At 56.4% G+C, this 22655-nt stretch carries 9 protein-coding genes; all 9 read left to right on the forward strand.

Going from position 1 to position 22655, the window contains the following annotated elements; genetic code table 11:
• Positions 1-2: 2 nt before the first annotated feature.
• The 9 genes from ABI171_RS15010 to ABI171_RS15050 all read left to right on the forward strand — a co-directional run bounded on the left by ABI171_RS15010 (position 3) and on the right by ABI171_RS15050 (position 22389).
• The gene (locus ABI171_RS15010) at positions 3-1280 is read left to right on the forward strand and encodes a flagellar hook-basal body complex protein (protein WP_348099324.1); all 1278 of its coding nucleotides are present in this window, start codon (positions 3-5) and stop codon (positions 1278-1280) included.
• A 3-nt stretch (positions 1281-1283) separates the two neighbouring features.
• Complete coding sequence (locus ABI171_RS15015; protein WP_348099325.1) at positions 1284-2225, forward strand: hypothetical protein; 942 nt, start codon at positions 1284-1286, stop codon at positions 2223-2225.
• 27 nt (positions 2226-2252) lie between these two features.
• Positions 2253-2591, forward strand: coding sequence for a FliM/FliN family flagellar motor switch protein (locus ABI171_RS15020; protein ID WP_348099326.1), 339 nt, complete (start codon positions 2253-2255; stop codon positions 2589-2591).
• 6 nt (positions 2592-2597) lie between these two features.
• On the forward strand, positions 2598-3074 hold the full coding sequence (locus tag ABI171_RS15025; protein WP_348099327.1) for a flagellar biosynthetic protein FliO: 477 nt from the start codon (positions 2598-2600) through the stop codon (positions 3072-3074).
• Positions 3071-3940 carry a flagellar type III secretion system pore protein FliP gene (fliP, locus tag ABI171_RS15030; RefSeq protein ID WP_348099328.1) on the forward strand — a complete coding sequence of 290 codons (870 nt, stop codon included), beginning with the start codon at positions 3071-3073 and terminating at the stop codon, positions 3938-3940. The genes ABI171_RS15025 and fliP overlap by 4 nt, the downstream gene beginning before the upstream one ends.
• Before the next feature lie 17 nt (positions 3941-3957).
• Positions 3958-4770, forward strand: coding sequence for a sigma-70 family RNA polymerase sigma factor (locus tag ABI171_RS15035; RefSeq protein WP_348099329.1), 813 nt, complete (start codon positions 3958-3960; stop codon positions 4768-4770).
• A 142-nt stretch (positions 4771-4912) separates the two neighbouring features.
• Complete coding sequence (locus tag ABI171_RS15040; RefSeq protein ID WP_348099330.1) at positions 4913-20779, forward strand: LysM peptidoglycan-binding domain-containing protein; 15867 nt, start codon at positions 4913-4915, stop codon at positions 20777-20779.
• 4 nt (positions 20780-20783) lie between these two features.
• A complete protein-coding gene (locus ABI171_RS15045) occupies positions 20784-21233 on the forward strand; it encodes a hypothetical protein (protein ID WP_348099331.1) in 450 nt (149 codons plus the stop codon).
• A gap of 322 nt (positions 21234-21555) precedes the next feature.
• A complete protein-coding gene (locus ABI171_RS15050) occupies positions 21556-22389 on the forward strand; it encodes a transposase (protein ID WP_348099332.1) in 834 nt (277 codons plus the stop codon).
• Positions 22390-22655: the final 266 nt, after the last annotated feature.

Raw genomic sequence — 22655 nt, forward strand, 5'->3', positions numbered from 1 at the left:
CCATGCTTGATTCAATCTATCTCGGCATGACCGGATTGCTGGGCTATTCCCGCGGCTTGAAAGTCATCGCCAATAACACTGCGAACATGAACACGCCGGGTTTCAAGGGATCGACTTTGCAATTTGCCGATCTGTTTTACTCCAACGGCAACCTGGGGAGCGGTAGTGGCGGGCGTAACTACGGACAGGTTGGCTACGGCTTGGACACCAAGGGAACTACCTTCAATTTTCGCCAGGGTGAGTTGCGGCAAACCAGTAATGACCTGGATGCGGCGATTGATGGCCTGGGACTGTTCAATCTGAAGGACGACGCTGGCAATATCCATTACACCCGGGCAGGTCAGTTCCAGTTCAACGCCGACGGCGTACTGATCAACCGCAGCGATAACGCTAAAGTCATGGGAATTGACGCCAATGGCGCGTTGGCGGAAATTAGTTTGTCTGGCTTGAAGACGCATGCCGGCGCGGTGACTACCACGGTCAAGTTCAGCGGTAATCTCTCCAGCAGCACTACCGATCAGACGGTCAAGGGCATCACTGTGATCGACGCCAATGGTGGCGAACATTCGCTGACGCTGAATTTTACCGGCGTAACGACAACCACGCCTGGTACGCCGTCGACGCCGGGTCTGCCGCCAACGCCGGGCATTCCGTCTGTTCCGAATTTGCCGACGACGCCGGGGACGACCATACCCGGCTTTTGGAATGTGGTGCTGATGGACGGTACGACCACGGTAGGCACCGGAACCATCCAGTTTCAGAATGGCAAGCCGGATCCGTCCACTGCCAAGATTTCGATGACCTACAAGGCGAAGAACATGGCGCCGGTTCCATTGGTTTTCGATTTTAGCGGTGATGTCACATCGTTTGCCGGCGGCACTCTGTCGACATTGGCGGTAGCGTCGCAAGACGGTTACGGTCCGGGCGCCATGAGCAAGGCGACCTTTGATCCGTCCGGCAATCTGGTGCTGACGTATTCAAATGGCCAGACCGCCAATGCGGCGCGTCTGGCGCTGAGCCGTTTTGATTCGCTGGATGCGGTAACTGCCGTCGGCAATAACCAGTTTGCCGCCAGCGGAACCCAAGCCTGGCAACTCGGGAAAGCCGGAGAAAGCGGATTCGGCGCGGTCCGTGCGGGACAGATCGAGATTTCCAATGTCGACCTGTCGCAGGAATTCAGCGATCTGGTCGTGATGCAGCGTGGTTATCAGTCTTCTTCGCAAGTCATCACGACCGCCAATGAGATGCTGCAGGAACTGTTTTCAATGAAGGGGAAATAATCAATGCAGGCAGTCAAAAAAGCGACGCAGGCTGGCGCAGCCGTGCATGTCTTTCGTGCTATGCATTGGTGGCAGGAAGCCGAACTTGCTGGCCTGGCTTTGCGTCTTGACCGGTCAAGACAGCAATGGCGCTCTGCCTGGCTGGACGATCTTTCGCCACAGGCGAACGAAAGTGTCGATGGCGACATCATCAGCGTCCTGGCGCATCATGTCGACGTTGGATATGGCTCCGGTAACTGGCAGGCATTATTTCCGGACGACGAGGGCGTCGATGCACAGGTATGGCTTGACGCCGGCCAGGCATCTATTGAAACCATGTCGGCGCTGCTGTTGAATATGCCCGGACCACCACAATCGCGAGTACAAAAAGACGTCCCAAGCCTTGCGGTGGAACTTGCGCAGGCGGCTTGGCAAGACTGCATCAACAATTTGCGTAGCTGCCTCGGTCATAGCGGGCACCCGGAATCGGAATCCAATGCGCCGCTTCGACCGGGTTTGAGCGAGGAAGCGCTGCCGCCGCAGCATATGTTTGCATGGTCAGGGGCTGTACGGGTCGCGTTGCCATGGTATGGCATGCAACTGGCCTTGCACATCGGACCGGCGCGTGCCGCAAAGTTGCTGGGACGCGATGAGAAGATGGCGTTGCAAGCCCATGTGGCGAGCAGCAATGCTTCGCTGGTACCAGTTCATAAGGCAATCGCACAACAAACCACTTCTTTGCGGCTAGAGCTGTCGGCGGTCGAGCTGGACCTGGGCAGCCTGCAGGCGTTGGTGCTGGGCGACATCATACCGTTGCCGCACGGGTTGGAGCAGCCATTGGCCGTGATTGGCGAAGATGGAAAACTGCTGTGTGATGCCTATCTGGGGCAACAACAAGGGATGCGCGCGGTTGAGCTGGTGCTTGCCGGTACAGATGAACTTCCAGCCAATGCCTCATCCCTTTAATTTTAACGACAAAACACTATGAACAAAATGACTGAATCATTCACAAACCATCAACCAGTCGCCCAGATCATTGCCTTGAATGAGCTGAGTAATGCTGATCGTTCGTCGGAAGCAAAGATAGTTGAAACACTCAACCCCTTGCATCAGATCAAGGCACGCCTGAGCGTTTGCGTCGGCGAAGCGGTGATGACGGTAGGGGAGATATTGAATGCGCGAGAAAACCAGGTCGTCCGGCTAGATCGCCAGGTCGAGCAGGCTGTCGACCTGATACTGGAAGGCCGCGTGGTGGCGCGTGGCCAGCTGGTCGCGGTCGACGACCATTTTGCCGTGCGCATTACCGAATTGCCGATTCCTTTGAAGGCGTGATCCTGCATGGTTGATCAGATTTTGCGCGGCCTGTCAGGAGGCAGCCGGACGGTTGCAGCGTGTGCAGTTGCGGGGATCCTGCCCGTTCCGGCCTGGGCGCAAGCCAGTGCGGCGGCGTCTGTCAGCGCTTTACCATTCAAGCAGGATGGCGCCGGGGCGGCTTTCCCCGCCGGCGGCAGCATATTGCTTTGCGTGTTGTTATTGGCGCTGCTGCTGTGCTGTATCTATGCTGCATGGCGTCGCAAAGGCGGTGATGCCAGCAAGGCGCGCTGGATGGCCTGGCTGCCCGCACCTTCCGGGAATGCAGAACTCAAGGTGGTGGCAAGCGTCCGTTTGGCGGGGCGTACTTCCCTCCATGTCATCGAATGGGAAGGCGGCAAGCTGCTGGTTTCTTGCGGCGACGAAGGGGTGGTGCGCCTGGCCGCCATGCCGTCTGGTGCTGAAACGTCGGAGCAAGAACCTGTTGCAGGGGATGCATCTTGATACGGCTTTCTGCTTACGCCCTGTTTGTGCGCATGCTGGTTGTCGTCCTGTTGTGCGGCGGCTGTGCCTTGGCACAGGCGGACGGCGGTTCGGCACAACGCGCCTCGACCATATCCGATTCGCTGAGTGACGCCAAAACCACGATTTCCGCCACTAAGCCCAGTGCGCCTTCGAAGGCCAGCGTGGCCACTCCGGGCATTGAAATCCGCTTCAATGGCGGCGCCGCAGGAAAATCCGATGACACCGCACTAGCCATTCGCGTGGTGATCGGCATGACTTTGCTGGCCGTACTGCCAGCCTTGCTGATGTCGCTGACGGCATTCTTGCGCATCATCATTGTCTTATCCATGCTGCGCCACGCAATCGGCATGCAAGAGACGCCGCCAAATACCGTATTGATCGGACTGGCTTTGTTCATGACGATGATCACCATGTCGCCGGTATTGCAGAAAGTGGATAACGATGCATTCCAGCCGTTCATGCAGGGGACTATTTCCATGGATGGCGCTTACGACAAAGGGGTGGTGCCGATCAGGGATTTCATGGTGCGGCAGACACGCGAGCAGGATCTGTCGCTGATGGTCGAGTTGTCGAAGGCCAAGGCGCCGCGCAATATGGATGACATCAGCAATGTGCAATTGATTCCGGCATTCATGCTGTCGGAATTGCGTGCGGCATTCCAGATCGGCTTTGTCATCTTCCTGCCGTTCCTGCTAATCGATCTGATTGTTTCCAGCATCTTGATGGCGCTGGGGATGATGATGATGCCGCCCACTACCATTGCTCTGCCGCTCAAGATCCTGATGTTTGTACTGATCGACGGCTGGAGTCTTGTCCTCAAGGCACTCGTTGGCTCGTTTCACTGAGATAGCGGGTTATCGCCGTGAGCAATCGACGCCCGTTTTCCAGTCATCTTTCGTTTCAAGAGAAGGAGATGGCCGGAAAGCAGCTGGATAATCACGAGGAATCGTTATTGTGGCAGCGTTGGCGAGAGGGTGCCGACAGCGTGGCAAGGGATAGTCTCGCCCGCCATTATCTGTCGTACGCGCGTACCGTGGCCGCCTCCTATTATGCAAAGCGGTTCCACGATGAAATCGAATTTGCTGAATATTTGCAGTTGGCGTCGGTCGGCATGATGGAGGCGCTGGACCGCTTTGATCCGGGTCTTGGTGTCCAGTTCAAGACGTACGCCGCACGCCGGATGCACGGCGCGATTCTCAACGGGCTTGAGCATCTAACCGATAAACAACAGCAGATCGCGATGCGCAAGCGGCTGTCTAGCGAGCGGCTTGACGCCGTCAAAAGCCTGGATAAGGACGACACCAAAATACTTGATAAAACATCAATAGAATTGTTTCGCGAGCTGGCGCAAATCGGCGTTGGTCTGGCGCTTACCTGGCTGCTGGCGGATACCGGCATGATGGATGCCAGCGGCGAGGCTGCAAACGAGACCGCCCCGGTGTATCGCGGCCTGGAACTCAGGCAATTGCAATTGCGCGTGCGAGAAATGGTGCGCGATCTCCCGGCGCAGGAGCAGCTTGTGATCGACCGCCATTATTTGCAAGGCTTGCAGTTTGAAGAGATTGCTGAATCGCTTTCGCTCAGCAAAGGACGTGTCGCACAGATTCATCGCAAGGCATTGGGCTCTTTGCGCAATACCTTGCAACAGCATAAAGCCAGTGATGTGTTTTGGTAGTGTTTTTAATAACTTAAAAAATATTTTAAAAACCGCTAAACAAATTCTGTGAAGCAAGGATGTATTGGGAAGGAGTGGCCTTCGGAGCTGAATTGAAGTTCCGGGGTGCTGCACACAATACATACTGAAGACAGGATGGACTATGGTAGCGATCGTCAGCGGCAACAGCCTTGGTGTGAGTTTGACTTCCCTGAACACGCTGGGTCAGCGTGGGGCGCTGGGAGTGGCGACGCAGGGGCGCAATGGTGAGTTGGCGTATGTGAACGTCGCTACCGGCAACCTGGTGCTGCAAGACCGCGACGATATGCTGGTGAACCACGGCATTGACATTGCGGCGCTGCGAACCTACAACAGCCAGGGCAAATTCAGCGACGACAACGGCGACAACTGGTCCAACGGTTTCTATAACCAGCAGTTGCGGGTCAGCGGCACCTTGCTGGCAGCGGGCAGCACGTTAGTGCACACCGGGCGCGACGGTTCCGAGTCGACCTACATGTACGATGCCATGCGGCAGCTGTATGTCAGTACCGACGGCAGCGGTGCCTACGACACGATCAGTGTCGATAGTGGCCACAATCAGCTGGTCTGGACCAGTGGCAGCAGCGGCCGCAAGGAAGTCTATGATGGCGCAGGTTCTGGCCGTCTGCTGTCGACGACGGACAGCAACGGCAATGCGGTCAGTTACAACTATGGCGCCAACGGCCTGCTTTCCAGTGTAGTGGACGCCGCCGGTGAAGCGACCTATTACGATTACAACGGCGTAAACCTGAGCCAGATCCGGACCGTCACTGCCGATGGCCACACCCTGACGCGGGTGCACTACAGCTACGATGCCGGTAACCGGCTGTCGGTGGTGACGGTGGATCTGTCGCCGGCTGATAATTCTGTAGCCGACAACCTAGTCTACAAGACGACCTACACTTACGACGGCGACAGCAAGCGGATCGCCGGCGTGACGCAGGGCGACGGCAGCAGCCAGAGTTTCACTTACGTGCAGGTCGGTGCTGATTACCGTATCGCCACCGTGCGGGATGGTCTGGGCCAGACCACCAGCTATACCTACGATACGGGCAGCACCACGGTCATCGATCCGCTGGGGCTGAAGACGCGTTATGCCTACGACAGCCGGGGTCAGTTGACCAGCATCACGGCGCCGGCGGTGTCCGGTGTGGCCGCCACCACCGGTTTCAGCTATAACGGCAAGGGCGATGTGGTGCAGGTGGTCGATGGCGAAGGACATGCCATCGACATGGAATACGACGGCAACGGCAATCAGACCCTGCAACGGGATGCGGCCGGCAATACGGTGACGCGGACCTATAACGCCAACAACCAGTTGCTGACGGAAACCACCTGCCTGACGCCGGATCCGGATGGCGCAGGCGCCGGCCAGCCCGGTACGCCGCTGACGACGCGCTATGTCTACGACAACGGTAACCACAACCAGCTACGCTTTGTGCTGAGTGCGGAAGGGCGTGTGACGGAATACCGTTACAACAGTTACGGTGAGCGCATCAACAGCTTGCAGTACCTTGGCGGTATCTACGACGGTTCGAGCCTGGCGCTGACCGAGGTGCCGGCCGAAGCCACGTTGGCGACTTGGGCGGCCGGCCAGGACCAAGCGCAGATGATGCGCAGCGATATGGTGTACGACGCGCGCGGGCAGTTGCAGACATCGACCAGCTGGAGCGTACTGGATGCGAGCGGCAATGGCGTCGCCGACGGCAGGCAAACTGTCACGCAATACCTGTACGACCAGGCTGGGCAACTGCTTAATACCGTTGGCGGCCGTGGCGGTATTACCCAGTTTACCTACGATGGCCTTGGCCGGGTGCTAACCAGCAAGGATGCAGGCAACCAGTTAACCATCACCAGCTACGACGACGTCAACCACAAGACCAAGGTGACGCTGGCCAATGGCCTTAGCACCGTTAGCGCCTACGACCAGGCGGGACGGTTGATCAGTGTACAGCAAAGCAGTGCCGCGGCGCAGGGCCTGGGGACGACCCAATATACCTATGATGCCGACAACCGGCTGCGCATGACGCAGGATCCGATGGGCGTACGCAGCTTCATCCTGTACGACGCCGCCGGGCGCAAGGCCGCCGATGTCGACGGCAACGGTAGCGTGACGGAATACGTCTACAACAAGGACAACCAGCTGACGCAAACCATCGCCTATGGCAACACGGTGGATGTGACGCAACTGGCCGATGCCAACGGCAATCTGACGGCGGCGACGCTGGCCAGTATCCGTCCCGCCGCCAGCCCGACGGACCACAGGAGCTGGCGCGCCTATGACAGCGCCAACCGCTTGTCGAAGACGGTCGACGGCCAGCCTGGTACGGTGACGGAGTACCGCTACGACGGCGCATCGCGGCTGATTGGTACGACCAGTTACGCCACGCAGATCGATACTACAAATTTGGGCAGCAGCCCGAGTGCTGCCAGCATTGCGCCGGTGGCCGCCGATGCGGATCGCAGCAGCCGCAGTTTTTACGACAACGACGGCCTGGTGTGCGCCACGCTGGATGCGGAAGGGTACGTAACCCGCCTGCATTATGACAATGCCGGCCGCCTTGACGGCCGGTCGGTGGCTGCGCTGCCGGTGGACGCCAGTGTGCGCGCCAGCGGCACGCTGGCGCAGATGCAGGCGGGAGGCGTTGCCAGTACGACACGGCTGCTGTTAGACAGCAAGGGGCAAGTGGTTGGCGAAGTCGATGCCGAGCTGTATCTGACCGAGAAGGTCTATGACGGCAGCGGCAATCTCCGGCAGACCATCCGTTATGCGACCAGATTGGGGAGCGCGGTGTCGCTCAAGGCGACGGTGGCCAGCGTGCGCCCGGCCTCCAGCGCCGACGACCGCGTGACGACGGCCGAGTACGATGCGCTCAACCGCATCAGCAGCCAGACCAATGCCGAAGGGACGGTGACGCAATACAGCTATGACAGCGCCGGACGGCTGAGCCAGACGACGACAGCCATGGGGACGGCCGATGTACGCGCCATCGCCGCCCGTTATGACATACAAGGACGCCTGACCGGTGAATTGACCGGTGAAGGCAGTGCCCTGCTGACGGGCGGCCAGACGCAGGCGCAGATCGACGATATCTGGAGCAGGTACGGTCTCACGCACAGCTACGATGCGGCCGGGCGGCGCACCGGCACGGTCGACCAGAACGGCAACAAGATGGTGTTCTACTACGACGCCGACGGTCATTTGACGCAGACCGTCAATGCGTTGGGCGAAGTCACGGAGAGTCAATACAACGGCCTGGGGCAGTTGACGGCCACGGTGCAGTATGGCACCCGGATCAGTACCGCCGGGCTGAACGGCGGGCTGGTGACGGCGGCGCTCAATAGCGCCCTGAACGCGGTGCGCAACAGCAATCTGGACAGTGTCAGCCGCTTTACGTACAACGCCAACGGCACGCTGGCAACGAGTACGGACGCCATGGGCAATATCACCACGCGCATGTATGACGCCTTCGGCGACCTGGTTTCCAGCACCCGGGTGATCGACGGCACGCATGCCTTGACGCAGACCAGCAGCTTTGACCGGCGCGGCCTGAACACGGGTAACGTCGTCGATACGCAGGGCACCAACGCCGGCAGCACGATCCAATACGACGCCTTCGGCCGGGTGATCCGCACGGTGGACGCCAATGGTAATGTGCGCAGCCAGAGCTATGACCGGGTGGGCCGGGTGGTGCAAAGCATCGATCCCATGAATGCGCAACGGACAACGACCTATGACGCCTTCGACCGCATCCTGACGCAGAGCGATGGCCTGGGTAATGTGACGCGCTATGGCTACAACACGGCCACGCGCAGCATCACCCTGACGACGCCTGAAGGTGTGGCGGTGACGACGGTGCATACCCGCAACGGCCAGACGCAAAGCATCACGGATGGCCTGGGTAACGTGACCCAGTACAGCTACGACAAGAACGGCAATCTGCTGTCGACGGCGACGCCGCTCAGCGTAACCGCCAGCAGTTATGATCGCGCCAACCGGGTGATACAGATCAAGGATGCGAATGGCAACCTGACCAGCTACAGCTATGACGTGGCCAACCGGTTGCTCACGCGCCAGGTGGACCCGAGCGGTTTGAACCTGACCATGCTCTACCAGTACGACGCTCGGGGCCAGAATGTGGTGACGACGGATGCCAACGGGGTCGCCACGCAGGTCAGTTTCAACCTGAGAGGACAGGCCATCAGCCAGACGCTGGACCCGTCCGGGCTTAGGCTGACGACGCAATATGCTTATGACGGCACGGGCAATGTCTTGAGCGTGACGAGTCCGGGCGGCAGTGTGACCCGGTATGTGTATGACAACCAGGGACGGCGCATCGAGCAGCATGTGGATCCGGCAGGGTTGAACCTGAGCACCTACACCAGCTACGACAAGAAGGGCAATGCGGTTGCGGTGACGGATCCGAAGGGCAATGTCACGCGCTATGTGTATGACGGCAATGACCGGGTGATTTATACAGTTGATGCGCTGGGCAATGTGACGCAGGCGGCGTATGACGCCAATGGGCGTGTGACGCAAACGACCAAATATGCTAAACCGATCGTGGTGTCAACTGCTGGCATCGCCAATTCTGCCGATCCATTGACTGCGGCACAGGTGCAAGCACAATTGCAAGCGGATGCCCAACATGATGTCAGTCAGTTGCAGCGGTATGACAAGGACGGTCGCCTGACGTGGAGTATTGACGGCGCCGGAGCAGTTACGCAAAACAGCTATGACGCCAACGGCAACGTGACGAAACGGCTTTCTTACGCTAATCGCCTCGGCGTAAATGACATTGCAGCGCTCAAAGCGAATGTTGCAACGATACCGGCGCCGATCGCTGATGCCGTGAATGACCAGGCGACGCAGATCTTCTATGACGCCTTGGGGCGCGCGATCTACATTGTGGATGGACGCGGTGGCGTTGTTGAGCAGCACTACGATGGCAACGGCAACAGCATCGAGCGGATTACTTACGCCAAGACGATCTCGACAGGCCAGTCCGCGACCCTGGCGAGTATTGCACAACAACTCCAGACCATTGCGGATGCTGCCCATGACGGGCACGTTGTCAATGTGTACGATAGCGCCAATCGCACAACCTATACGGTCAATGCCGCCGGCGCGGTGAGCCAGATTGTCTATGATAATAACAATAACGTGGTGCGCCGCACCGACTATGTGACGCCGTTGACAGGGCCGCTGACGGCCAATATCAATCTGGCAGCAGTGACGCCAAGCGGCGCCAATCAATTGATCAATCCGGGCTTCAATAGCCTTGGTAGCGATGGCGTACCACTGGGATGGTCGTACGGCGATTGGCGTGTGAGCGCGGATTCCAAAGGCGCGAACTTAAATCTCGACTGGGCAGTCAACAAGACCAGCTTCGGTGAGAAGACCTTCTTCATGCATCAGCCTGGCCGTGATCCGGTCAACAGCTATCAGGAAATTTACCAGTTCGTTAATGTCGGCGCGGGCAAGAATTATAGTTTTTCAGCCTATGTCGGCGCACATCGCGCCACCAGCGAAGTCATCATTCAATGGTATGGCGCCGACGGCCAGCCGCTTAGCGTCGCTCCCGTCAACGCAGCTTCCCAGGATACTGCACTAGAACAAAGCGGCGGCAGTGTGCTGGAAGGATATAAGCGCGTATATGCTACGGGAATTGCACCTCCGGGAGCGGTGCGTGCTAGGCTGATTTTGCGCAAGGACAATACAGATGCAGGCCAGGCCGATTCCTGGTTATTTGCTACTCGCGCCCAGTTTGAGGAGATTACAGCAGGTGCGAGCGGTCCGACTGCCTGGACGCCGACAATTCTCAGCGGTGCTGATGATCATGTGACGCGCAATGTGTATGACGCGGCCAATCGGCAGACCTATAGCGTTGACGCTATAGGTGCGGTCACTCAGCAAATATATGATGCAAATGGTCAGGTAGTGCAAACCATCAAGTACGCGAAGACCATTGCGGTGCCTGGTGCCGACGGCACGGATGGGAAGACCGTCACGCTGTCCAGCCCGCCGCAAGGCAACGGCGGCGCGCTGTTCGGTACAAGCTATGCGCCGATCGATACCGGCAAAAAATACATCGTACGTGCCCGCGTGCGCCAGGTAAGCGGCGAAGGTAGTTTTTATTTGGGTGTGGCGACCAAAGACGGCAACGGCAATCCTCTGGTGAATACCAGCGGAGGGAATTATTCTTATTCTGGTGCAGGCAACATCAAGCTCACCGCCGATATGGGTTGGCAAGTATTTGAAGGGACAATCAGCGGGGAATATGCCGCTTCAGCAGGCGTCTACGATGCCAATAAATTCTTTGCCGGCAGTAAAACCGCCGCACCGCTCATTCTCTATAACTATTACGCCAACACGACTACCGATGGCAGTCGGGCGGTAGAGGTCGATTATATTCAATTGATTGATGCGGCGACCGGAGCGGTTTTGAATCCCAACGCAGATATGGGCGGCGGTGGCGTTGGATGGAGCGTTGGCAACGCCGGTTGGATAGACAGCGTCAACAATACCGCCAATGTTCTGACTGCGGCGCAGATTCAGGCGCAACTGACGAGTAACCAGAACAGCAGTCTCAAGGTGTCGTATGTCGCCGGCACCAACAGTTCGGCTTCGCGGGCCTTGGGGAGTTTCAAGGGTGGCGACACTGTCACGATGTCAGTGCGCTTTAAAGCAGGTCAACAGTCTGCCGCCAGCATCTTCCTTGGCGATGCCGGTGGTGCGGATCCTTATGATAATTGTGTCGTCTCATCCCCAGTCTATGGCAATGACGGCTGGCAAACCATCACGGTAACGCTGACGTTAAAACACGACGATGTGTTGTGGGCCTGTGTCTATGGCGACCGGGACGGCGCTTATCATCCTGCCGGCAGTGCCGTGATGTACGACAATATCTCGGTGAGCAGCGTCCAGCGCGGTCTGGTCCTGCAGGATAAGCCGGATACAGCCAAATTCGGTACTACAGCGGCGGATTTTCTGGATACAGGTACCTGGTATGTCAGTGGCAAGGCGGAGTCGGTAGCTCTGCCAGGCGGAACGAGCGGCGTCCCAGGGACAGGTATTGGTATTAACCAAGTGATTAACCCTGGATTTGCCAACATCGGCAGCGATGGCGTCCCTTTAGGATGGACTTATGGCGGATGGCGGGTAGATGCCGATTCCAAGGGGGGTAACCTCAATGCCGATTGGTCAGTCAATAAGAGCAGCTTCGGCGAGAAGACGTTCTTCATGCACCAGGCTGGCCGCGATCCGGTTAATAGCTACCAAGAAATTTCCCAGTTTGTTGATGTCGCGGCCGGTAAAAATTACAGCTTCTCAGCCTATGTTGGCGCACATCGAGCCACCAGTCGCGTATGGCTTGAGTGGTGGGGAGCTGACGGCAAGCCGATGTGGGCGGCAGGCGGCACAGCAGAATCGCAAGATACTGCTCAAGAGCAAAGTGGTGGTAGTTCGCTAAATGGATATAAACGTGTTTTTGCGATTGGAACGGCCCCCCCTGGAGCGGTTCGCGCTCGCCTGATTTTGCGCAAAGACAATACTGATGCAGGCCAGTCCGATTCCTGGCTGTTCGCTACGCGGGCCCAGTTCGAAGAAGTAGCTACGACCGCGACAGGCCCATCCGACTGGAAACCGACTGTCCTGCTCAGCGTCGACGACCACGTCACTAGCAACGTCTATGACGCTGCCGGTCGCCTGAAGCAGCAAACCAAGGCTGCCGGCACGCCCGCTGCCGGCATCGTGAACTATGGCTACGACGCCATGGGCAACGCCATCAGCATCACCAACGAACGCGGTTTCATCACTACGCAAGAGTTTGACGCACTCGGCAGAAAAATCTCCACGACCGTGCCATTGAATGATGGTGTACTTGACGGCACAGCGCCACAATTTGCAGTGACCAAGACGCAGTACGACGCCTTCGGCAATGCCGTCAAGGTCACGGACCCTCTCGGGAATGTCGGTTATTTCTATTACGACCAGGACAACCGGGTCGTGTTGCAAATCGATCCGCTGGGCTATGCAACGCAAACCATCTATACCGCATCGGGCAAGCCCAGCCAAGTCATACGCTACGCCACTGCAGTCGGTACTGCGTTATCGACAACGACGCCGCCAGCGTTGGTCGCCAGCGCCGCCGATGCCCTCACCAAGCTGGAATACGACCAGAACGACCACTTGGTGAAGAGCACCGATGCGGAAGGTAATTTCGAGTTGTACGGTTACGACGGCGCCGGTAATCGCATCAGTTATCAGAACAAGGTTGGCGGTGTTACTACCAGTACTTACGACAGCCGCAGCTTGTTGTTGAGCGAAACTTTGCCGATCATGTCGCGCAATAGCGCCGGCACGCTGGTGCCGGTCGTGAAACGTTATATCTATGACGCACGCGGCAACCGCACGCAGATGATCGAGGCAGCTGGTCTGCCAGAACAGCGCACCACGAATTACGTCTACGATCAGAATGACCGGATGATTAGCCAGAGCGGCGATTTTGTCCAGGTGCGCGATGCCAAAGGCTATTACAACATCGTTCCGACCCAGCACTGGACTTACGATGCGGTCGGCAACAAGACCTCATACACCGACGCTAGCGGCCATCAGACCCGCTGGTTTTATGACGCCGCCAATCGCAAGGTGGCCGAATTGAGTGCTGTTGGCACCTTGTCGGAGTGGACTTACGACGCCGCCAGCAATATGCGCAGCGCGCGCATTTATAGCGACGCGGTTTCATTGCCGGTCGGCAGCGCGAGACCAACCGCCGTCAACGGCGCCAGCTATCGACAAACCGACTACGAATACGACAGGAACAATCGCCAGATACAAACGCTGATAGGCGGCGCTACATTTGCCCAACGTCCGGTTGGCGGCACTGATGTCAATATATACACCGGCCAGATAAAAACGTTCCAGCAATACGATGCGCTGGATAATGTGATTTCGCAGACCGACGGGCTGGGTAACCAGACTTTCTCTTACTACAACGCAGTCGGTAAAAAAATTGCGCAAGTCGATGCAGAAAACTACCTGACAATCTGGGTTCGTGACCAGAACGACAGTGTGACGATGGAGTACCGTTACGCCAACAAGCTGTCCAAGCTGGCGACTACCGTCAGTGACGTCAACCAACTGATGCAAGATGCTGGCAGTAACAGCAATGACCGCGTCACGACCTCAAGCTACGACCATTTGAACCGGTTGCTGGCGCAGAATCATCTGAATTTGGCGACATCCACTGTCAAAGGCGACGGTACGGTAAACACTGTCACTGGCGTTGCGACAACGCGTTATAGCTACGACGGCCTGAATAATGTGATCGAAAAGACGGAAGCCAACGGCGATGTCAGCGACTGGACGTTTGACGCCATGGGCCGTCAAACACGTTCACAAAGCGCTGCCTTTATTGACTTCCAGGGCGCATCGGTGCGGCCGACCACTGATACGGTCTATGACGGATTGGGCGATATCGTTCAATCCATCGTACGCGGCAAGAATGGCTCGGATGATCGGGTAACCTCGTTCACCTATAACGTTTCCGGCCATATGACCGGTAAGTCGACGCAAAATGTCGAAGGCAGGTATCAATACACGACCGATGCGGTAGGTAATATTACCGAAGTCGATGTCTTCGGTAAAAATTCTGACGGCAGTCCACGTGCAGACGCCACCGCAATTCGCTATGATGCGGCGAATCGGGAAATATCCCGTCAGGTGGCCTCGGCTGTTAACGGCGATGCCAGTAAAAACTGGAACTGGAGCGAATCGCACGAGGTTCGCTACAACGCCTACGGTGAAATCGTCGGCAAGGGCGTCAATGGCAGCACGGCGGAATTTGCCGAGTACGACAGCCAAGGCCGTCTCTGGAAGACCAATGCAGGCGACGGCGCCACCAAGGCTTATCTGTACGATGCCAACGGCAACGCCACTGTGTTGTTGCAATCCGCCGGCGCTGACATGCGCGGCATGACGCTGGCGCAGATTCTGGCGATCAGCCAAGCGCAGGGCACATCTCCGGATCCCGTGGTGCAGGCGGCGATAGCTGCCGGTGGCATCCACATGACAGTAAGCGTGTACGACCGCCGCAATCAGCTGACCGATACCTATCAGCCGACCATGCAGAGCGCCCATAACATGGGCACGATCCAGCAATTCCTGACGCAACAGGCTGGCAGCAATTTCACCGCAGGCGGCGTGACGGTGGGGCCGACCAAGGCGTCTACCAGCTTGGGGACAACTGCGCCGGCATATCAGGGATCCGTTGCGATCAACAAGCCTGAGACGGTGGGGTTCAGCTTCAGCTCAAACCGTACCACTTACTTGACTATGCCCGGCCGGCAAACATCGATCCAGGATAATCGATCGGCTTCGGTCTGGGTGCCGCTAGGTTTACGTTACGGCGGCGGCGATTTGCACTTTTACTTTAACGGCTCTGACTATGCACAGGCCGCATGGAACGCAACGCGCATTGACATCCCGCCAACCAACCGGTCTTGGCCAGTCGGGACATACCCTGTTGCGGTGTATCAGGATGTGCCAGGCGGTGGACGTCGTGTGATTGCCGAAACCACCGTGACGATACCGCAGTACGAGTCTGCCCCAATCGGGGAACCGGTTAATATCAATGTCGGCGCCTCCGCTACCACCAAGCCGTTGATACAGTTTCAGAACCAGTCGGCTGCGACCGATCGTCTGATTGTTATGATTCGCCCGGTAGGTTCAACCGGCGCATGGATCTGGAGTGCGGCAGCACGCCTGACGAATGATGCAGGCGGTGCAATGCCGGGCTGGTTTTCTCAAGACTGGAGCGGTACCGGCGAAAGCGGACCATTTGAGATCCAGTACGTCGCCCTGGATGCGGCGGGCAACGTTCTGAATGTTGAAAAGGGCAACATGATGTTGTCCGGTGGTAATCCATACATCACGCAGACCGCGCAACCGATTGGAGGTGCTGGTCAAGCCGTCAATTTGCAGGATGTCTGGTACAGCCCTGATGGTGCGCTTCACATCATGGGACAAAGTACGGCAGCACAGTCCTTGCGGATTCACTATCGCCATGTCGGCGCGGGTGAGGCATGGTCGGTGCAAATACTGGGACCGGCAGGCATTGGCCCCGGATCGCCGGCTACGCCGGGTTGGTTTGCCATGCACACCGCCGGCTGGACCGGAAATTACGAGTATTTTATCGAAACCTTCACCGGCGCCAATGCTGGTGGCAGCATGATCAACCGCTCTTCCGGTACGTTTACACCAGCGGGCGCGGTGTCGCCTTTGACTTCCTGGACCGACCTTCCAGAGAATGTCGCTTTCAACAACCAGCCTGCTAATTCGGCCAAGATGTACGTGACGTATACCTTGCAGGGCGGCTCGCCGACAACGATCGAGCTTAATTCCTGGGATGCGGCGCATCAGCAGTTCAATTGGGATGCCAGTACGCTGGTGGCGGACCGGCTGAATAATTACCTGGTTGATTACCACTATCAGACAGTAGACGCGAATGGCGCGATTATTAACGCTGCGCACGGTACTTTGCGTTTGGGAAATGACCCGGCGATGCTGTCGCACCAGAACGACACGTTGCCCACCACCATTGCATTTAATCCACCGACGCCGAATGCCAGCAAATTGGTTTTGCAGTATCGCAATGCTGGCTCCACAGGAGCCTACACGCCAGTGACATTAACCAGGGATGTGACGGGCCAGTTCAGATGGAATATTGATGCACTGCGACCGGGCGCTGGTACCTTATCCCTGGAATATGCTTATGATCTGTACGATGCCAATGGCCAGCCCGTGGCGCCTCCCGGCGGTAATCCGCGTGCCCAGGGTGTACTGAACATCAATTCGGATCGCTCCAGCACGACGCGCCAATTGCAATGGACCATCACTGGCTTGAACAATACCGCGCCGGACATACCTAACACACAAGCGGCGATTCACCGTGTCCAGGAACACAATGCATTTGGCGACGTGACGGCGGAAATCGATGGTCGCCGCAATCGCGTGACGCTGGCCTACGACACCATGGGTCAGCTGGTCAGCAAGCAAGCGCCGCTCACCGACGTGACCCTGGAAAACGGTAGCACCATCCAGGCGACGCCGACCACTCAATATTATTATGATGCCGCCAGCCGCCTGGTCGGCGTGCGTGACGCCAACGGCAATCTCAATGCGCAGACCCAGCTTGCCGGATTCGGCAATGCCGGTGGCAACAACGCGCGCACGCTCACCGAATTCCATGCCGATGGCAGCGCCAAGAGCAACGCTTACGACATTTTCGGCGATTTGCGCACGACGACCGACGAGTTGCAGCGTGTTACCGCAAATACCTACGACCTGGCAGGACGATTAATCCAGGTTGATCATCCGGCACGCCAGGGTGGTAGTCCCAGCAATCCTGGCGCGGCAGCGGTGTCAGCGACAGATAAATATACCTATGACACGCTAGGCAACCGCATCAGCCACACCAACGCAGCGCAACAGCGTGAAACCACCGACTACGACGCCGATGGCCGGGTGATTCGTACGCGCAGCTATGGCGGCCAGGAGATCACCTATACCTACAGCTACGACCAAGCCATTCTGGGTACCGGCGGCTTGCCGGTAGGCGGCTGGCTCAAGGTGACCAGTTACACGGGTTCGCGCTCGTCCAGCGACAAGACCGATTACTTCCAGCACACTACCAGCCACACGGATTTTGGTGGGCATGTGGTGACCTATAACTACGATTATGCGGCCCATCTCAAGAGCCAGACTTCCAATGCAGGCCAGAGCATCGACTTTAGCTACTACGCTAACGGCTATGTAAAAAGCACCACGGACAACGTGCTTAACGTGCTGTCGTATTTTGAGTATGACGAAGAGGGTAACCGTACCCGCGAGTCGTATACGACAACCGGGCCGGCGGCTAACCGGATCATTTATCAGCTGGCCGACATCAAATACGATGCATTGAATCGCGTTGTCGACTACACGGATCCACAGGCGCACATCCAGTATCAGTACGACGCCAACAGCAATCGCCGGCGTGTACTGAGCAATTACAATAACGGCATCGATGGTGCTGCGGCGACCCAGGACTTCTGGTACAAATATGATACCCAGAATCGCTTCGTGCTCACCATGGGGCAGCTCAGCAATGGCGTCATCGGCCTTGGTGCGAACGGCGTCCAGATCGGCTATGACGTTGCCGGCCAGCGCCGTAGTACCGTATACGCGGACGGCCATAGCGAGGGCTACACCTATACCAGTGACGGCTATCTGGAAGATGTGTCGATCAATGGCGTGCTGCGTTCACGGCGCGCCAACGATATCCTGGGCCGCGTTGAAAATTATTACGAGTACGCCACCAACGGCAGCACGGTGACCTTCAGCAAAAACAGCGTATTCGATCTTGATAACCGGGTCACCAAGGATACGGTCGTGAATTCGCCGGTGGGCGGCACCGCCAGCACCTCGATCACCAACTACGACTATCGCCTGAACGACGGCGCCGGCCACTATACCGGCGCCGATCAAGGCGTGGTTACCCATACCTATCAATATGACCCGAGCAAGACGGCGGGTACCGGCGTCGATACCGTGACCAGCTATGTCTGGTGGGATGAAGCCAAGCAAAGCAAGATCCAGGTGCGCGGCAGCGATCCGGACAATCCTAACGCCTGGCGCTGGGGCATGGGCTTGTCCGATTTCCAGTACGACGTCAATGGTCACTTGCAGCAAGTCAGCGCCCACGATACCGACAGTAAAGGCAATCTGGTCGCCAACGTTGCCGCCTCCCATACGCTGAAATACACCAGCGACCAGTATGGCCAGGTAATGCGCCGTGACGATGTCGCGTATGGCGGCGGTTTGCGCATCGCGCAGCGCTATTACTACCTGAATGGTCAATTGATCGGCGACGTCAGCAACAACGGCGTGTCCAATGTGTCGTATGCCGAGGACCTGGCGCAGCGCAGCGCGCCGAACCTGGGGCGCTTCCGTTATGGCAAACCGGTCGCCTCGGCTGATTTCGATCAAAACTACCAGCCGATCAATTCCAGCTATCCAGGCAACGCCGCCAGCAGCTACACCGCCAAGGAAGGCGATACGCTGAGCTCCATCGCCCGCGCGATTTGGGGCGATTCAACCCTCTGGTACATGATCGCCGAGGCCAATGGGCTGACCAATGGCGACAAGCTGATCGCAGGGCAGGTGCTGTCGATTCCGAATAAGGTCAGCAACTTCCACAATACCTCGTCGACTTTCCGGGTGTATAACCCGGGGCAGGCGATTGGAGATACGTTGCCGACCTTGCCGGCGGAGCCGTTGCCGCCGCCACCGCCTTCGGCGGGTGGCGGGTGTGGTGGTTTTGTGCAATTCCTGTCGATGGTGGTGGCGATCGTTGTGTCGGCGATCATTATTTACGCGTCATTGGGAACCGCAACCCCGGCCGTGACGGGTTTCTGGGGAACTGTTGGAGTCGGTGCTGCAGCTGGCGCCGCTGGGGCGGCTGCAGGACAAGCCGTATTAATTGCGGGCGGCCAGCAAAATGGTTTTGACTGGAAAGGCGTGGCAATGGGAGCCATTAGCGGTGCTGTCACTGCGGGTGTCGCACAAGGATTGCCAATGGTGAGCAGCAATGCCTTTGTACAGGGTTTTGTGCAAGGTGCGGCTGGCAGTATTGTTACCCAGGGTGTTGAGGTCGCTGTTGGTTTGCAAAGCCATTTTGACTGGCGCGGCGTTGCCGCCAGTGCGATTGCCGGAGGTGTTGGCCGGAGCGTAGGTCAGACTGAGATTGGTAAAAATCCAACGTTTGGAAAAATCGTCGGCGGATTGGCTGCGGGAACGGCTAGTGGGCTGGTGCGGGGGGGGAGTCTGCAAAATCGAATGTCGGGGATTTTGCAGGATGTAGTTGCCAGCACGATAGGGAACTCGGTGGTGGACACCATCGCACAAGCCAGCACGCAGCCGAAAATCTATGGTTTGAATGGCATCGACTCGGGCAACTTCGTGGTTGATCCTGCATTTGCGGCAGGCCAGGCTGGCGGCAGTGCCGGCAATGGCGGCTATACGCCAGGCGATCAGCGTGCCGCCGGATATCCTGGTGCGGCTCGATTCGTGGTGACGCCACGTGACAAGGATGGTTATGAGCTTCAGGGAGTGGGTGGCCTAAGCCAAGCCAATGCAACTGTAGGATCCACACCTATTGATCTGCGTAATTATGCAAGCAAGGGAACAACGGTAGACTGGCAGGGTAATCCAGTCGCGTATACTGCTTCCAAAGACCTGGCATCAAGATTCTGGGAAATCAATGGGGATGACGGATCTCTGATAGCGCAGACGACTACGCAGCCAAACGATATTAATATAGATCGTGGCGTGCTTAATCCTGCCATGATGCAAAGTCTGTTTCATGAAAAAGCACCGGGCGATTATGGTTATATTCGAGGAGCATCCACTGCACTACCGATGCCAACCCCGGAACTGGCTGTTAATGCGCTAACACTTGGTGAAGGTGGTGTTGGTTTGGTGAGGCTGGCAGAAAAGGGCTTCGCAAAACTGACGACATATTTCGCGAAGGAAGGGGCAAATAGTGCAGCGGCGATTAATGAAACCGTTGCAACCAACGGAGCAGGAAAATTATCAAACCTTTTCCCTGGCCATCCGGCTATGCCCGGTTCTCGATATAAGTTGATTCAGACCGAATCAGGGGATTTCAAATATCAACTACCAAGTGGGGAACTTCGTACACCAAAGGGAGCGTATGATTTTATTCAAAATGGTAACGAAATAAGAATTTCACCACTGAGGAATGACGAATTTTCTGGTCACTTATCGTTATCGAAAGGTGCGGATGTTGACTATGCGGGAAGCATTCAATTTTCGCAGAAGGGCGGTCTGAAGTGGTGGGATAACAACTCTGGTCACTATCAGCCGCCAGCTACAAATTCACCAATTGTAAATTTGCCGAATAATTTATTTAAACCAATATCCGAGTAGAAAAATGGATGAGCCTCTTATTATTGCCAAGGCGTTAGCGATCAAGCTTATTGAGCGTCGATTGCCGACTGTAGAAAATGAACTTTCCAGAGTTTGTAGGGAATTATCCCCGGAAGAAAAACTGGAAATCGTTGTTCAGATTATGGAAAAAAACGTGCGAGCGGCGGCGGTTATTGCTGTGAGGGCACAGCTACCTGTCCCACAGCAATTAAATATTCTGCATCTTGTTCTTGCGCCAGGTCAGACGAATGCAATAAAAACTATGGTTTCAGAAGTATTTGCTCATCGTATGAATGCAGAAATATTTTTAAATTATTTAAGTGAAAAGCGCGAGCAGTTTCCCACTGAAGTGCATTTTGCAGCCTACTATTTCCTGGGGGCAGGTACGATGAATTCGGAGACTCGCGTAGCACTTCGATCATTGCTTGAAGAAACGAGGCCAAAGCCGTCTTGAAATACCGGTTCAGGTTAATCTAAAAATCCCAGCCAAGTGCTGGGATTTTTTATACAGGCCGGGGTCAGGTCTTGCAATGACACATTTTCTTTCCGGGCTTAGATCAAAGCTAGAAAGCCGGCTCTCTAGATCGCACGAATCTCTTCTCGTTTTCTTTGAAATTGTGCTTCGACAATGACACATTCCCTGTCTTGGGATGCGACTGTAAGACGCAGAGTCTATGCGGGCTTCTGCAACACACCGTGGATTTTTAATAAGGAAATTGATAGAAGCAAGGCCAGATCTTGCGGTAGCGCGTTTCATGTCTTAGCATGAACGCACCATGTCCAGACCATTAAGATTAGAACTCGCAGGCGGCGTCTATCACGTTACTTCCCGTGGTGACAGGCGCGAAGACATCTATACCGATGACCATGATCGTTTGCTGTGGCTGGAGATATTTGGACAAGTCTGCAAACGATTCAACTGGATTTGCCATGCCTGGTGCCAGATGTCAAATCACTACCATATCGTAGTAGAAACGGTGGAAGGCAATCTGTCGCAAGGCATGCGTCAACTCAACGACATCTATACGCAAAGCATCAATCGCAGGCATGGCCGTGTAGGCCATGTTTTTCAGGGGCGTTATAAAGCCATCCTGGTTGAAAGAGACAGTTACCTGCTTGAATTGGCACGGTATGTGGTGCTTAATCCTGTGCGAGCGCGAATGGTCAAGGAAATCGGCAAGTGGCCTTGGAGCTCATACGCAGCGATGATCGGAAAGGAAGAGGCTCCCAGGTGGCTGCAGACAGATTGGATACTGGAGCACTTTGGCCGTCAGAGAAAAAGAGCGGTCGCTCACTATATTGACTTTGTTCGGGCTGGTGCTGGTTTGCCAAGTATTTGGGAGAATTTGCGCGGACAAGTGTACCTAGGCGGCGATAAATTCATACAGCACATGCAGAATTTACTAGATCGGGAGATAGCAGAAATCCCCCGCGTGCAACGGCGCCCGAAAGCCCGACCACTATCCTTTTACAGCAAGCACGAACATGAGCCGCAACAGGCAATGGCGACTGCATTTGCGACAGGAAATTATACGTTGCGAGAGATCGCCGAACATTTTGACGTGCATTATTCGACAGTGAGTAGAGCGGTGAAGAAAGTCGAGAATTAACTTCGGTAGCGTGCAAAACGATAAGATCCCAAGTTCAATTTCTTAATAAGGTGCTGCGGAAATGTGTCATTGCAAGACCTGACCCCGTTTCGTTTTCTTTCGTTCGGAAATTATACGTTGCGAGAGATCGTGCGATCGTCGGTAAGCATCCAACCGCCCCACCTATCCAGCGTGTTTAGTGTTGGATAAAGTCCGGCAATGGCAACAGCGAATCGATCTGGCTGTTGGGGCACGTCGGGAGACGTTCCAAGACGGTGGCCAGCCAA

Source organism: Collimonas sp. (assembly GCF_039923675.1).
GTDB lineage: Bacteria > Pseudomonadota > Gammaproteobacteria > Burkholderiales > Burkholderiaceae_D > Collimonas.